Origin of the sequence: Methylobacterium nonmethylotrophicum (assembly GCF_004745635.1) — a bacterium.
GTDB classification, from domain to species: domain Bacteria; phylum Pseudomonadota; class Alphaproteobacteria; order Rhizobiales; family Beijerinckiaceae; genus Methylobacterium; species Methylobacterium nonmethylotrophicum.
This window is the reverse complement of the sequence record NZ_SRLB01000012.1, coordinates 245,191-257,564: the sequence shown is the minus strand read 5'-3', so window position 1 is coordinate 257,564 and position 12,374 is coordinate 245,191. Positions and strand designations below refer to the sequence as shown.

General features: G+C 64.6%; 17 protein-coding genes and 1 pseudogene. 5 read left to right on the top strand and 13 right to left on the bottom strand.

Going from position 1 to position 12,374, the window contains the following annotated elements; translation table 11 throughout:
- Positions 1-251: pseudogene (locus EU555_RS18275) on the top strand (hypothetical protein); the annotation flags it as partial.
- Positions 252-723: 472 nt separating this feature from the next.
- On the opposite strand, the gene EU555_RS18270 reads toward EU555_RS18275, so the two are convergent.
- The 12 genes from EU555_RS18270 to EU555_RS36255 form a co-directional block, all read right to left on the bottom strand.
- Entirely contained in the window at positions 724-2,448 is a 1,725-nt protein-coding gene (locus tag EU555_RS18270) for a sensor domain-containing diguanylate cyclase (RefSeq protein ID WP_135416545.1), read from the bottom strand.
- Between the two features lie 532 nt (positions 2,449-2,980).
- Complete coding sequence (locus EU555_RS18265; RefSeq protein WP_245524353.1) at positions 2,981-3,415, bottom strand: hypothetical protein; 435 nt, start codon at positions 3,413-3,415, stop codon at positions 2,981-2,983.
- A 23-nt stretch (positions 3,416-3,438) separates the two neighbouring features.
- Positions 3,439-3,918 carry a Ros/MucR family transcriptional regulator gene (locus EU555_RS18260; protein WP_135416543.1) on the bottom strand — a complete coding sequence of 160 codons (480 nt, stop codon included), beginning with the start codon at positions 3,916-3,918 and terminating at the stop codon, positions 3,439-3,441.
- A 24-nt stretch (positions 3,919-3,942) separates the two neighbouring features.
- A complete protein-coding gene (locus EU555_RS18255) occupies positions 3,943-4,185 on the bottom strand; it encodes a hypothetical protein (protein ID WP_135416541.1) in 243 nt (80 codons plus the stop codon).
- 13 nt (positions 4,186-4,198) lie between these two features.
- Positions 4,199-4,780 (bottom strand): hypothetical protein, encoded by a 582-nt coding sequence (locus EU555_RS18250; protein ID WP_135416539.1) that lies wholly within the window; start codon positions 4,778-4,780, stop codon positions 4,199-4,201.
- A 4-nt stretch (positions 4,781-4,784) separates the two neighbouring features.
- Positions 4,785-5,717 carry a helix-turn-helix domain-containing protein gene (locus tag EU555_RS18245; RefSeq protein WP_167858596.1) on the bottom strand — a complete coding sequence of 311 codons (933 nt, stop codon included), beginning with the start codon at positions 5,715-5,717 and terminating at the stop codon, positions 4,785-4,787.
- Positions 5,714-6,079 carry a hypothetical protein gene (locus tag EU555_RS36260; RefSeq protein ID WP_167858595.1) on the bottom strand — a complete coding sequence of 122 codons (366 nt, stop codon included), beginning with the start codon at positions 6,077-6,079 and terminating at the stop codon, positions 5,714-5,716. The genes EU555_RS18245 and EU555_RS36260 overlap by 4 nt, the downstream gene beginning before the upstream one ends.
- Positions 6,080-6,083: 4 nt before the next feature.
- On the bottom strand, positions 6,084-6,686 hold the full coding sequence (locus EU555_RS18240) for an MT-A70 family methyltransferase (RefSeq protein WP_135416535.1): 603 nt from the start codon (positions 6,684-6,686) through the stop codon (positions 6,084-6,086).
- On the bottom strand, positions 6,683-6,910 hold the full coding sequence (locus EU555_RS18235; protein WP_135416533.1) for a hypothetical protein: 228 nt from the start codon (positions 6,908-6,910) through the stop codon (positions 6,683-6,685). The genes EU555_RS18240 and EU555_RS18235 overlap by 4 nt, the downstream gene beginning before the upstream one ends.
- 37 nt (positions 6,911-6,947) lie before the next feature.
- Positions 6,948-7,205: a DUF2312 domain-containing protein gene (locus EU555_RS18230; protein WP_135416590.1), complete on the bottom strand. Its 258-nt coding sequence runs from the start codon at positions 7,203-7,205 to the stop codon at positions 6,948-6,950.
- A 116-nt stretch (positions 7,206-7,321) separates the two neighbouring features.
- Positions 7,322-8,053 carry a Gp49 family protein gene (locus EU555_RS18225; RefSeq protein ID WP_135416531.1) on the bottom strand — a complete coding sequence of 244 codons (732 nt, stop codon included), beginning with the start codon at positions 8,051-8,053 and terminating at the stop codon, positions 7,322-7,324.
- The gene (locus EU555_RS36255; protein WP_167858594.1) at positions 8,026-8,472 is read right to left on the bottom strand and encodes a hypothetical protein; all 447 of its coding nucleotides are present in this window, start codon (positions 8,470-8,472) and stop codon (positions 8,026-8,028) included. Before EU555_RS36255 ends, EU555_RS18225 begins: the two co-directional genes overlap by 28 nt.
- Before the next feature lie 360 nt (positions 8,473-8,832).
- Between EU555_RS36255 and EU555_RS18215 the strand changes: the two genes are divergently transcribed.
- Positions 8,833-9,102 (top strand): hypothetical protein, encoded by a 270-nt coding sequence (locus EU555_RS18215; RefSeq protein WP_135416527.1) that lies wholly within the window; start codon positions 8,833-8,835, stop codon positions 9,100-9,102.
- Positions 9,103-9,566: 464 nt separating this feature from the next.
- On the opposite strand, the gene EU555_RS18210 is transcribed toward EU555_RS18215, so the two are convergent.
- Entirely contained in the window at positions 9,567-10,145 is a 579-nt protein-coding gene (locus EU555_RS18210) for a hypothetical protein (protein WP_135416525.1), read from the bottom strand.
- 86 nt (positions 10,146-10,231) lie between these two features.
- Here EU555_RS18210 and EU555_RS18205 point away from each other — a divergent pair, with 86 nt between their 5' ends.
- From EU555_RS18205 to EU555_RS18195, 3 genes are all read left to right on the top strand, one after another.
- Entirely contained in the window at positions 10,232-11,278 is a 1,047-nt protein-coding gene (locus EU555_RS18205; RefSeq protein ID WP_135416523.1) for a S24/S26 family peptidase, read from the top strand.
- 439 nt (positions 11,279-11,717) lie between these two features.
- Entirely contained in the window at positions 11,718-11,924 is a 207-nt protein-coding gene (locus EU555_RS18200; RefSeq protein ID WP_135416521.1) for a hypothetical protein, read from the top strand.
- Between the two features lie 12 nt (positions 11,925-11,936).
- Positions 11,937-12,374 carry a hypothetical protein gene (locus tag EU555_RS18195; RefSeq protein WP_135416519.1) on the top strand — a complete coding sequence of 146 codons (438 nt, stop codon included), beginning with the start codon at positions 11,937-11,939 and terminating at the stop codon, positions 12,372-12,374.

Sequence of the window (12,374 nt, the reverse complement as noted above, 5' to 3'; positions counted from 1 at the left end):
TGCGGCAGTACCGGATCATCAGCGACAACGCCCGCACGATGCTGGGGACGATCTACCTGCCGGCGGGACGGCTCATCGTCGACAGCAGCAAGCCGGTCGCCGACCAGTCGGCCTATACGGTGATCGTCGCCCGGCAGATCAACCTCTACGAGGGCCCCAACCTCTACCTCAACGCGAATTACGGTGCGACCTCGGTCCCGGTGCCGGACGGCGTTGGACCGAAATCCGGGACAGCGGCCTTGCGTAGCTGAGGCGCACTTCAGGCGACGCCCGCCGTTCCTCAATCGTCCGGTGGATCCGGTGCCACGATAGACAGATAGCCCGATCTTTCCTCATCCACATCGGAACTGCTCGACCCCACAACCGTTCTTACTTACAGTCAAGCAGTTTGTTTCCCTCAGCACCGAACGCCCGCCAAGGTACTAACCCTCCGGCGGGCGTTCTGCTGCCAGAAACACTGCTCTCGACCCTGAGGAGCCAATTGATACGCCATGAACTAAGGACTGCTAGCCGAAGAGAAGCAGGCGTTCATGATCTCTGCAAGCATTACTAATTGGTTTTATGCTCTCTGGAACACGCCATTCAAATATAACAGTGAGCTTAGCACGAATTGCGACTGAAAATCCATTTACGTTTGCTGTTCCCGAAGCGAGAGGGGCTTGCGCGCCGCCAGATCGCGTGTGCGATGTCCATCCGGATCCGCAAAAGCCAGGACTGAAAAAGCTAGGCAGCCACCCTTAGGTTGGGGGACAGCTTGCCCTCGAACATGCGCACGCAGTTGCGCCCGCTCGACTTAGCCGCGTAGAGCGCTTCATCCGCACGCTCGATCGCGCGATCAATATCGTCGTCCGCCAAGTCAGCGCAGGCCACGCCTATGCTGATCGTCGCCGTGAGGCACTGACCATCCGGTTCAAATACGGTGCTGGCGACAGTCTGGCGGATCCGCTCCGCGAAGATCGCCGCACCCTGCATATCGGTCTCACGGAGCAAGACCACGAATTCCTCGCCGCCAAACCGTGCCACCTTGTCGGTGGTCCGGATCGCGTCGCTGATGATCTGGCCGACCTGGCGAATGACCTGGTCACCCGCCGCGTGGCCATACAGATCGTTGACGCGCTTGAAATGATCAATGTCGATCATCAAGACGCAGATGCCACGCTGGTAGCGCTTGAAGTAGTTCATCGCATCGTTGGCCAGGGGCATGAACGCCCGCCGGTTGAGCAGGCCCGTAAGGCCATCCGTGTCTGCCAGGACCTGCATGGCGTGGAGATCAGCGCCGAGGCGCCGAACACGGTCCTCTGCAGCATGCACAGCGTCCGATGACTCGGCCCGGATCTGCCGCACGTCTTCCTCGGCCGTGCCGATACGCCTGAGGAGTGACCGAACCGTGGTAGACAGGCGCAGAACCTCGGGAGAGCCGTGCACACGGTGCGTCATTCGCGCGTCTGGCTCCCGTCCAACGCGGTCGACTGCTTCCGTCAGCCGCGTCAGGGGCCGGCTCAACCGCCCGGCGATCAGCCCCATCCCGACCATGCCCAGCACGGCAGCGCAGAGGCCGAGCAGAAGGATCAGGAGCGTCAGGCGGTTGGCGCCCGCCAGCGCCGTGTCGACTGGCTGCAAGGCGACGACGATCCAGCCGAGGCCTACGTAATCGCCCCGACCACGGGTGGAGGCTGCCGTAGCAAGCCGATCACTGCCCACTCGACGATCTATGAAGCGACCGGAGGCAAGCTCCGCGGCAGTATAGGGTGTTGCTCCAAGGTCTGGTCCAAGCAGAACTCGGCCAGAACGATCAAGAACGATGATGTCTTCCTTCAGCTCCGGCTTGCGGGACGACAGCACTTCGCGCCGAACAACTTCGGCCCAGCGCCAGCTAAGATGGGCCCCAAGCACGCCGACGATCCGGCCCGAGCTGTCGCTGACTGGGGCCGCCACATCGACAAAGCGGAATGGCGCGCCATCGGCGTGCGGCTTGAGCAAGGACTCCAGCAGGACTGCCGCGTGAACGTCCTCGACAGCGGCTTGCCGGATGCCGTTCAGGAACCAGGGGCGGCTTCCGACGCTCGCCCCTTCAAGGATACCGCCGGTGGCCGCGCGTACCCGGCCATCACGTTCGGCAAACCCGATCCAGGCATAGTCCGGCAGCGTCCTCTGCATCGCGTCGAGCACATTGCGCAGGCTGCCGGTGTTCTCCAGCCAGTGCGGCTGCAGGGGTTCGAGAGCTGCGACGTTACGGATCTCGCGTAGGCGTTCGGCCATGTCCTGGTCGAGGCGGTCAGCTACGGACCGCGCCACCTGTTGAAGGGCGTCCTGAGCCATGACGATAGCCTGCCCGCGGGCGAGCAGGGCGGACCCGACGGTCGTCACGCCTACGATCGTGAGGCCGATGACCCCAGCCAGCAGGCTGATTTGACGTTTGAGTGGAACTCTGTCGGCAAGCCGAAGCATCTGGGGCGCTCTCATCAACGATGCTCGTATGCTGCGATGGGTGAAACAGTGTAAATTTCTTCAGTTAAAATTTTCTAAACGTTGGCCTCGATACTGATATATGGGGTTATTAGATGTATAGATTCACATATCAACGATGGTGTTTTTGTTATTAATCATAATTATATGACATATCGTACTGAAAACAGAGATCATTTGATGAAACTATTGTTTAATATGAAGATATTTATTATACATAAATTTTAAACATCACTTTGCATCAAATAAAATGCCGATTAGACGCTAAATTATTGTAACAACAAGTAATATTTTGTAGCGTATGTTAATTTACGAACATGTTTCCGCACTATTATCTAGCCAAGACGCGAATTTTGCAGTCGTTTAAATTGGAATGGCGGTGAGCAGGCATCAAGATTGCAGCCACGGATTTATGAAGACGTCATTCTGGAGCTTTCAGCCCACCGCGGGCTCCACTCAGAATGCTATTTCTCTAACCCTCAGCAGTTCTTCGCAAAATCAAGCTTACTAGGTTTCAACCGTAGCGGTCGAAGGCATTCTTCGCAGCCGCCACCTTCAGGCAGGCCCGGTGTCGGCGGCGGTCGAAGGTGCGGCGGTTCCAGCCCATCTCCCGGCAGAACGCGGCGATCGACCCGCCGATGTCGCCCTCGGTCACGATCGCCCGGGCCCAGACGAGGAGCGCGCGGCGCTCGTCCGACCGGTCGCCGAGCACCGTGCCCGTGAACGCGATCATGTCGAAGGTGGCGCTCGGGACCCTCTTCGGATCAGCCGAGGAGAGAGTGTTGCCTCGCGGCGCGTAGATGGGCGTGAACGGCATCTGCCTGAACGCGACCTTGAGCCAGCGCTCCACGTCGCGACAGGTCCAGCCGGGCGGCTCCGGACCACCCAGTGGTGCGGAAGGCTCCTCGCCCGTGCTACGCCCGGGATCGTCGTCGTCCTGGTCCAGCACGCGCGAGGAGGCCTCCCAACCCTCTACTCGGTCTTGCCTCGCCGGGCCGGCTTGCTGCTGACCGCGGTGTCCCGGCTTGCGCGGGCAGCCGCAGCGCGGGCGCGCGACTGGCCGAGGCCGCTGCTCTTGGCGAGTTCGGACCGCTGCGCCGCGTAGTTCGCCGCCACCATCGGGTAATCAACGGGCAGGCCCCATTTCCGCCGGTACTCGTCGGGCGTCATCCCACGTCCCGCCAGGTGCCGCTTCAGCGCCTTGTAGGGCTTGCCGTCCTCGAGGCTGATGATGTGGTCCGGGGTGACGGTCTTGCGGATCGGGACCGGCGGCTCGAGCTTCACCGGCTCTGGCTCAGCCGGCGAGCCGAGGTGCGTCAGCGCGGCGTACGTCGAAGCGATGAGCCCTGGCACTTCGGCGGCCGGCACGGGGTTGTTCGCCACGTAGGCGGACACGATGTCGGCGGTGAGGGCCGTAAAGTCGTGATCGCCCGTCTCGGTCATGTCGGTCATGGGAGGCCTCCGGTTAGCTGGGGGTTAAAAGGGAATATCGTCCGTGATGTCGATAAAATTTTTGCCGTCGAACTCGTGTACACGCTTGGTTGCGGTCTCGACAGCATACTCAGAGCCGAACACGTAGAATTGTACGCCTGGGTTAACCCGTGATAGCCGGTTTGCCTCGGCTCGCGCGGCTTCGACTGTGTGATGCCGCTTGGTCGGCACGCCTCGGTCCATCCCGTAGACCATCCAAAATCGGCACGGCTTTTCGGCAACCGTCATGGCTGTGCTCTCCTCACGCTGCGGGCTGGCCGCTGGTGCGGCGTGCGGGACTGGCCGGCAGGAACCGCCCGAGCGCAGCCGCCCCGAGCGCGCCGGGCTTGATCGGCGGGCCGGCGAGGATGGCCTCGCGCTCCCGCTCCTCGGCGTCGGCCGCGCGGCGCTGGTCGTGCTGCTCGCGCATCAGCTTGCCCGCGATGGCGTCGCGAGCGGCCTGCCGAGCGCGCTCTACCGCCTCGGGGTCGGGGGTCGGCAGGATCTCGGCGTCTAGGACGTCCCGGATCTGGATCTGCTGACGCCGCAGGTCAGCCAGCCCCTCGCGCACCTCGTCGGCGAACTCGGGCGGGGTCGGCCGGAAGGCCTTGTTCCAGGTCAGCAAGGTCTCGCCGGTGCGGAAACGGTCGGCCGCCTCCATGATCGCCCAGAGCGGCAGGCCTTCGAGCGCTGTCAGGTACTCGCCGTTCCGAGCTTGCGTCGCCTGCGCGTTCTGCCGGCCGTTCTCGAACCCGAGGAGGAGCTTCCCGACCGCAGCCTCGACCATGTCGGCATCCGTGCAGGGCGCCAGGGCCGCGAGGATCCGATCGCGCCACACCGCCATCGCCCTACGCTCGGCCGCCGTAGGCGCGTCGGTCTGCAATAAGCAGTACCTCAGCGCTCGGCCGGGCATCGTCGCCAGACGTCCATGGCACCGGCTGACCGCTGCCGTAAGAGCCTCGGGTGCCGTAAGCACGGCGTTGGCTCGGCTGAGAGCCGGAAGCGCCATCGGATCCTCCCTGGAAGTTCGAAGCGAGCTGGGCGAGGCGGGCGGCCTGGCCGGTGAGCGGGGGCTGTCGGCCGGGTGCGACCAGCGGCGCGGGGCGGTCCTCGTACCGGCGGTCGGCGAGGAAGGTGTCGGAGCCGAGCCAGTTGCGATCGTTCGGCTTGGCAGCGACGTACCGGGCGATTCCCTCGAGGATGTCGTCGAATCGGGTCTCGCCTTCGGCCTGGATCTGGCGAAGCAGGTTCAGCGTCGCTCGAAGCCGAACCAGGTTCGGATAGGCCCCCTGGAACCGCTCCCAGAAATCCTGCGGCCACGGGCCGGCACGCGAATCCGGTTCGTTTGACGGTTCCTGATGGAGGTTAGATGGAGGTTCAAACGTAGTGGGGGCGGAACCACGTTCCGCCTGTGAGGAATGACGTTCCGCCTGTTGGGAATACGGTTCCGCCTGTGAGGAACCACGTTCCGCCTGTTTCTCAGCCGGCGGAACCGTATTCCGCCTGTCCACCCAGGCGAAGTTCAGGAAGATGATGTCGGCTGCCTGAGTGCCGTCCTTCCGGCGCTGCTCCTCACGGGAGATGAGCCCCATCTCCTCAAGCTCCATGATCGCCTTGCGCACGCCGCGCACGGTGAACTCGGTGTCCTCGGCGAGTCGGGCCTGAGACGGCCATGCCTTGCCGTCCATGTCGGCGTACTCGGCGATCGCGCGCAGGACCGCCTTCCGGGTCGGGCTGCCGGTCTTGACCGAGCGAGCCCATTCGAGGGCCTTGAAGCTCATGCCGCCCTCGCTGCGCTGAACAGGTCCGACTGCGCCGCCGGCGGAGGCTCCGGCTGCGGGGCGATCACCGGCACCGGCGTGTCGTGGTAGGCGTCGCGCCACCACGCCTCGACCGCGGCCCGGCAGGCGGGCTTGTCGCAGGACCATCGCTGCCCCTCGGGGCGCTGCTGGCCGACGCCGGGCTGGCCGTAGCCGCGGCTGGCGCCGAAAGAGCCGCACTCGTGGCAGGTGCGCTCGAGGGCGGCGCGCGCGGCGCGCTCCTCTTCGCGCAGGTGCGGCGGGGTCTGGCCGAAGTGCAGGCCGGTCCCGGGGTGGCGGCCGGTGAAGACCGGTTGGCGGCCGGTGAGGCGCGGGCGGGCCATGGCGCTACTCCGCCGCCAGCGGCAGCGCCGCCGTGTCGAACTTCCCCGCCTCGTTGCCCCAGACCTCCCAGCCCGGCCGGCTCTCGCGCGAGAACAGCTCGAGGTGCGGGCCCGGGCAGAAGCGACGGATTCGCTCGTACGCCGCGTCCGGCTTGCGGCTGTGCTCCCGGATCGGCGAGAGGATCACCTCGTGGATGTCGGCCGCCTGGCGCTGCGGGGCGCCGCGCCGGAAGAGGAGGCAATCCTCGGCGTTCTTGCGGGTGGTGTAGCCGGTGCCGGTGTGGAGGCCGTCCCGCGGGAAGACAATCAGCGGCTCGGCCGGCGCGCGCTCCGTCTTGATCCAGACGAAGGCGCGGGCCGAGTAGCGGAAGCCCCAGGCCTCCGCTATGCGGAAGGCGACCGGGAGCTTCGGACTGGTGATCCAGAGGAACAGCCAGCAGCCGTCCGGATGCGCCAGCTCCTCGACCGGGAGGCGGGCGAGTTCGCGGTCGGTCATCCGGGCGTAGTGCTGGGGTCGGCCCTTGGTGCCACCCGAGAACGCCCAGGGCGGGTCGGCCGAGATGGCGCGGAACGAGCGGGCGGGGAGGGTGCCAAAGGGCCACGTCATGACGGCGCCCGCCAGGTCTGGGCCAGGGCGTCGGCGAACAGGCTGTCGCCACCCGGCCGGATCCGATGCTCCCGGATCGCGCGATCGGCCACATCCGCGCGCACGACGCGGTTCGAGGGATGGAGGCGGTACACCTTCGGCGCCTCCGTCTCTCCGGTGAAGGTCAGCACCAGGATCTGACCGGTCTCTTGGCGGGCCAGGAGCTTCTTCACGCCGCGCGTCATGGGCGTGGCTCGTCGCGGGGGGGGGCCGGGCATGGCGCTAAGCCATCCCGAGCGCCTGGAGGTACAGCTCCAGGATCGCCTCTTCTTCCTGCCGCTCAGAATGGTCCTTCTTGCGCAGGCGCAGGATGGTGCGCACTGCCTTGGCATCGAAGCCGCGGCCCTTCAGCTCCAGGAAGACATCCTTGATGTCGCCCTGGAGGCCGGTCTTCTCCTCTTCCAGGCGCTCGATGCGCTCGATGAACTGCTTCAGTTCTGCCGCCGCGACGCCGGACGAAGCAACGTCCGCATCCGGCATGGATGCACCTTGCGGAACGGGACCATCTGCGGGCATGATGGAGGCCTCCAAAGGTTGTCGAGATCGCGATCCGCCCGGGCTCCTGCTGCACAGGCCCGGGCGGTGTCGTTTGGGCATCAGACCGGGTGGTGCGGCACGTCGGCCGAGCTGGTGACGGAGGCGGCGCCCTCGACGCGGAAGGCGTCCTTCAGCCCCGCCACGCTCGAGAGCGTGTTGCCGCCGCTGAGGCGGTCGCGCAGCAGGAAGCCGAACATCGGCCAGAGCTTCCGGAAGGCGTTGTCGAAGGCGTAGCGCTCGCCGACGGCAGCGTCGTAGTTCGCGGGATCGGCCGGCGCGCTCATGCCGTCACTGAAGAACCCGTTCTTCAGGGTGATGACGCAGATCGTTAGGTGGCGCAGCTTGGCGTACTCGACAGTTGCGATCTGCTCCCGCATGAGGTCTTCGGTGATCCGAGGCGCCGTCTTGGTCGCCACAACCGCCTGAGCTTCCGGCAAGGTGAGCGCCGGCAGGCCGGTGGTGAGCACGGGCTCGGCCTCGATCGTGAACTGCTCGGCGATCCGGCTGGCGACGATCGGATAGAAGTCGTCCTCGGCCGACTTCGCGACCCAGTCACCCCGATTGACCGGAAGGACGCCGCTCGGTGTCTGCACCAACACCGTCAGCGCACCGCCGTCGGCCGCCTCGGTGACCTTAATGAAGCTGCCGCCGAACGAAGCCACGCGCGCAGCGCCGGCCGGCGTCCCATCGAACGGCTCGGCCTGGAGCTTCTGGGCCTTCCTCACGAGTGTGGGCATGCTCTCTCTCCTCTGCTGCTCGGCCGTCAGCGCGGCGCGGCGGGGTGCTGCCACAGCGGCAGGTCGTTCAGTTCCAGGGAGGCCTGGGCCGGGCCACGCGTGCGAGGTGACGCGAAGGCCAGTGCGGGTGCGGGAGGCCGCGCTGGACGGATCGGAGCCGCCACTTCAGCCGCGGGAGCGCTCGCCACGCGCGCAGCAGGCGCGCCAGCAACCAGAACAGCGGCATCGATCTGCTCCTGCACGAGGGCGTTGCGCGCCTCGGCGGCATCGGCCGCACGAGCGACCCGGACGCAGAGGCGGTCGTGGAGGTCGCGAAGGCGAAGGGCGACGTGGTGATCGACGCGGATGGACTCGCTACGCCCGGCGAGGCGGCGCACCCAGCGTTCAGATGCTTTGATCCGACCCCCGATCCACCGGTAGGTGGCCATCTTCGAGCCGTGCAGCGGCTTGAGAGCCTCCGTCAGCTCGCGCACGAAGCGGTTCTCCTCTTCGAACGCGTACCCTTGCGTAGTCATTGAACCGTGCGCCTCGTCTTTGGCCGCGCAAGACCGTCGCCGTGCCGCATAAGACGAACATCAGCACGGACAGGGCGCGGGAAATGGACAGGATTACGCACGATTACGCAGGCGGGATCGACTGCTTGCGGGCGACGACGATCACGCGAGAGGGAGCAGCCCGGCCGGGAGGCTTTGCGATGACGCCGGCCGGGCGCCTCAAGCCGCGATCCTACGAAGGCGCGGCGAGGGGAGGGCACATCAATCGCGAGCGCGGACCAGCACTCGCTCGGACGGCTAACCCATGTTACCGCACAAATTGGGGCACTGTGAGCATGAATGAGCATGCCATTCTTCGGAACAGCCACGCTCATGATGCCCGGACCAGAAATAACCTGTCCGTACCTTCGCGATTTGTATATCGCTATGGAGATGAGCTTCAGCGACGATGCGCTGACGCAGGCAGAGAGCCTGTTCAAACGTCTGCAGCTTCTGGAGAAGCGCGCCGAGGAGAATGGAGCCCCCAAGGAGACGCTCGCTACGATTGCCGCAGCGCGGAAGGCCGCTGGCTTCGCAGCGCAGAAGCCACGTCCGCAGAGTATCCGCTGACACTGACGGGCTACCGTGCGGGTCAGATAAATCGACTGCATCGCGTAACGCCCCGCATGCATGGCGATCGCACGGGCGACCTCAGCCGGCGCGATGGCGAGCGTCTCATTGAGGCTCCTGAAGGGCAGGCCAGCAGCGAGTGGGAGGGCGGTCGCGCTCACCGGGTGATCTCCGTGAGCATGAGGGCAACCGGCCGATCTGCCGTGCACAGATCGGCCGGTGCCGCTACCTTGGTCGATGCAAAGCGAACCAAGGAGCCAAGAGGATGTCTGACGTCGCAGTGCCGACGATCACTACCCAAGCAGTCGAGCGGGCAACTAATCCCGCTACAGGGGAGAGCGAAGTCCGACTGCGCCTCGCCGTTCGATCGCCCAATGGCTACGAGTGCGAGTGGGCAATCTGAATACCGAAAGAAGACGACTTCCGAAAAGCCGAAGAACTGGCGCGGGCGGAGCTTCATCGGATTAGCTCACACATTGCGAGCGTGTCGCTATCACAGCCCTCAACTGCTCCTGAAGAACAGCTTCCTTCCGAGCCAGAGCAAGATCGATCTCCCGGTGAAGAGCGCGAGCGGAAGTGGCAGCAGAACCAGCGCGGTCCGTGGTCGTGGGCATAGCTGGGCCTGCATCGGGAGCCCGCTCTCGCCCTGCGGCCTCGAACGCGACCGCCAGGAACAGGGCGTCACGCTGACCGTGCGTCGCGCAGACGTAGGCCGAGACCACGTCCGCGTAGGCCTGGGAGCAGGGGCCGCCGTACTCGTGAAGGGCGCGAGCGACGATCCCTTCTTCGGGCTGCTCAGACTCCACTCGACCGACCGCGCGAAGCTTCGAGGCGACGGCGTTGGCTGTCGCCTCGATCTCGCAACTGGCGCCTTCTGGCAGCGTTGCCGCCAGATCAGCGATGAGGCCGCGGACCTCGTCTCCGGTCAGAAGAACGGCAATGCCGCGCACGCGATCTGTGATGTGAGCCTCGACGGAGATCTCCGTCATGCCATCGCGGAGGGCCGCGACATGGAGGGGCGCTGTGATCGGACGCGAGATCATGCCGCGCTCTCCTCCGGGAGAGGGGCGGGGGCTGGCGACTGCGGCGGACGCACGATCTCCTCGGGCCATGCCACGGAATCGGGCCAATGATCCGAGAAGAACTGCATGGCGCGCTCGAAGCGGCCGAGGAGGAGATCTCGACCACCCGCGATGACGTCGAGCTTGTTGGTGTCCTGGAACAGGCGCCAGCTGACGGTGGTACGCTTCAGGCCGAGCGCGCCGCCGTACAGGTCCGCCAGCCTGAGGATGTTCTCTCTGCCATTCATGCGAAGGGGTCCGATCTCACTTCCGCAAGATCGGTAAAAATACCGGGCAAGTCAATGGCCTTCTTACCGGTATCCCGGCTGAACCGTAGCGGTCAGATTACCGCCATGGAGTTGGCCGACATTCTCTCCCGCATCGATCGCCGCCTGCAGGCTCTGGGCATATCCGAACATGCCGCAGGGATAGCGGCCGGGAAGCCGGACGCCATCCGCAATCTGCGCCGCGCGATCGAGAAGGATGGGCGGCAAGGCATGAGCACGGCCACGCTGAACGCGCTCGCACCCGTGCTACGCACGACGCCTGTCTGGTTGTTCGCTGGGGTCGGCAGAGAGGATTTGGACGCAACAGTAGGAAACAAGCCGTCCAGTCTCGCTCCGGTGGAGGAGATTGTCTCCGTCGACCAGAGGAGCGTTCGTGTCCTCTATGGCGGCTTCGTGGAAGCCGGATCATTCCGTGAGATTTCGGAGTTCACGGATGTTGATCCAGAAGAAATATACCTTCCTCCGAACAAGGATCATCCTCGAGTTCAGCAGGTCGCCTTTGATGTAAAAGGCGACTCCATGAACGATCTCAAGCCGCGTCCGATACTTCCTGGAGATCGGGTGATAGCTCTTGATTATGAGGGGCTCGGCGGACGCGTCGCGCTGCACACTGGAATGATCGTGGTTGTTCAGCAGTCGCTTGAGGGCGGCCACTTAGTTGAACGGTCCATCAAACAGCTTGAGGTCTACGAAGATCGATATGAATTTCACCCGAGATCATCGGTGAAGCGTTACAAGCCTATAATCGTAAAGCACGATATGGAAGCAGATGACGGGCGCGGGGTTCGGATCCTAGCTTGGGCTAGGAATGTGCTGAACTCTTTGTAGCTCTTCTTCACGACCAGCGGCAGTTTCAAAGTACGAAAGCAGACGCGAGACCTTACCAGAGCACATTTCGCACTCGAAAGGAATGTTCTTCGCCATATGTTTCACACGTTTGTCGATCTCCGAAATATTTTGGCGAATGCACCCAAGCGTAATTATAGGGTTAGCTTCTGAGAAGCATCCAACACAACGAACCCTGAGCTTGAGCCGGACTTCTGACAGGCCACCAGCATCCTGCGGTGCTCCCCACATCATCAATGCCTCAACGTTAGATGTTCCCATTACGTTCCATTTCGAGAGCGTGTGTCAAGGTGGCGTGCGCAACTTTCCCGTTCAGCCTGATCCATATCATTTTACGTCCAGTTTTTTTACCGGATCGGCTTGACGCGGTATAAATACCGAATCAATCTCCCTCCATCGCCTCCCGCGATGGAGCCGCCCCGTGCAGACCCCCACCTACACCCACGTCGTCGAGACCTCCGCCGGCCAGTTCTTCCAGGTGCGTCAGGCCGGCTCGGCCGACCTCGACCACGTCTGGAACGGCGTCGAGGTGAAGAAGGCCAAGGGCGGCTTCGTCCCCAAGGCCCGCGCTCGCGAGATCCTGGTCCGCAAGATCGGGTCCCGCGTCGTCGCCGCCCTCGCGTCCTGAGGGGAGGCGTCGATGCTGCGCCCAGCCCCACTCCCCGCGGCCTACGACCGCCGCACCCATCCCGCCCCGCGCGGGCCCTTCCTCGTCGAGATGCGCGAGATCGGCACGCCCGAGACGGCTTGGATCGAGGAGACCAGCATCACCGGCACGCTCGCCGAGACGATCCGGTTCCTGGCCGGCGACGAGCGGCCCGGCGCGGAACTCGTCGAGGTCTACGAGCTGAACGTCGCCGACCGGCTCGCCCCACAGGTCACCAACGTGACACCCCTCGTCCTCGGCATGATCGTCGATCGGATCGACCGGGACGACGAGGCGGACGGCCTGCCGGCCTCCCTCGAGGACGCCTGCCGGCGCCACCGCGTGCCTGGCCCGGCCGAGAAGGCGCCCCGCGTCGAGATCCCCTTCGACCGCCTGACGCCCGCGTGCGTCGGCATCCGGACCGGGTGGTGA

Bases quoted from the DNA above. Each gene is read 5' to 3' on its own strand.
- EU555_RS18270 (WP_135416545.1), bottom strand. From the start codon at position 2,448: ATGCTTCGGCTTGCCGACAGAGTTCCACTCAAACGTCAAATCAGCCTG.
- EU555_RS18260 (WP_135416543.1), bottom strand. From the start codon at position 3,918: ATGACCGACATGACCGAGACGGGCGATCACGACTTTACGGCCCTCACC.
- EU555_RS18255 (WP_135416541.1), bottom strand. From the start codon at position 4,185: ATGACGGTTGCCGAAAAGCCGTGCCGATTTTGGATGGTCTACGGGATG.
- EU555_RS18250 (WP_135416539.1), bottom strand. From the start codon at position 4,780: ATGGCGGTGTGGCGCGATCGGATCCTCGCGGCCCTGGCGCCCTGCACG.
- EU555_RS18245 (WP_167858596.1), bottom strand. From the start codon at position 5,717: ATGAGCTTCAAGGCCCTCGAATGGGCTCGCTCGGTCAAGACCGGCAGC.
- EU555_RS36260 (WP_167858595.1), bottom strand. From the start codon at position 6,079: ATGGCCCGCCCGCGCCTCACCGGCCGCCAACCGGTCTTCACCGGCCGC.
- EU555_RS18240 (WP_135416535.1), bottom strand. From the start codon at position 6,686: ATGACGTGGCCCTTTGGCACCCTCCCCGCCCGCTCGTTCCGCGCCATC.
- EU555_RS18235 (WP_135416533.1), bottom strand. From the start codon at position 6,910: ATGACGCGCGGCGTGAAGAAGCTCCTGGCCCGCCAAGAGACCGGTCAG.
- EU555_RS18230 (WP_135416590.1), bottom strand. From the start codon at position 7,205: ATGCCGGATGCGGACGTTGCTTCGTCCGGCGTCGCGGCGGCAGAACTG.
- EU555_RS18215 (WP_135416527.1), top strand. From the start codon at position 8,833: ATGAGCATGCCATTCTTCGGAACAGCCACGCTCATGATGCCCGGACCA.
- EU555_RS18210 (WP_135416525.1), bottom strand. From the start codon at position 10,145: ATGATCTCGCGTCCGATCACAGCGCCCCTCCATGTCGCGGCCCTCCGC.
- EU555_RS18205 (WP_135416523.1), top strand. From the start codon at position 10,232: ATGATCCGAGAAGAACTGCATGGCGCGCTCGAAGCGGCCGAGGAGGAG.
- EU555_RS18195 (WP_135416519.1), top strand. From the start codon at position 11,937: ATGCTGCGCCCAGCCCCACTCCCCGCGGCCTACGACCGCCGCACCCAT.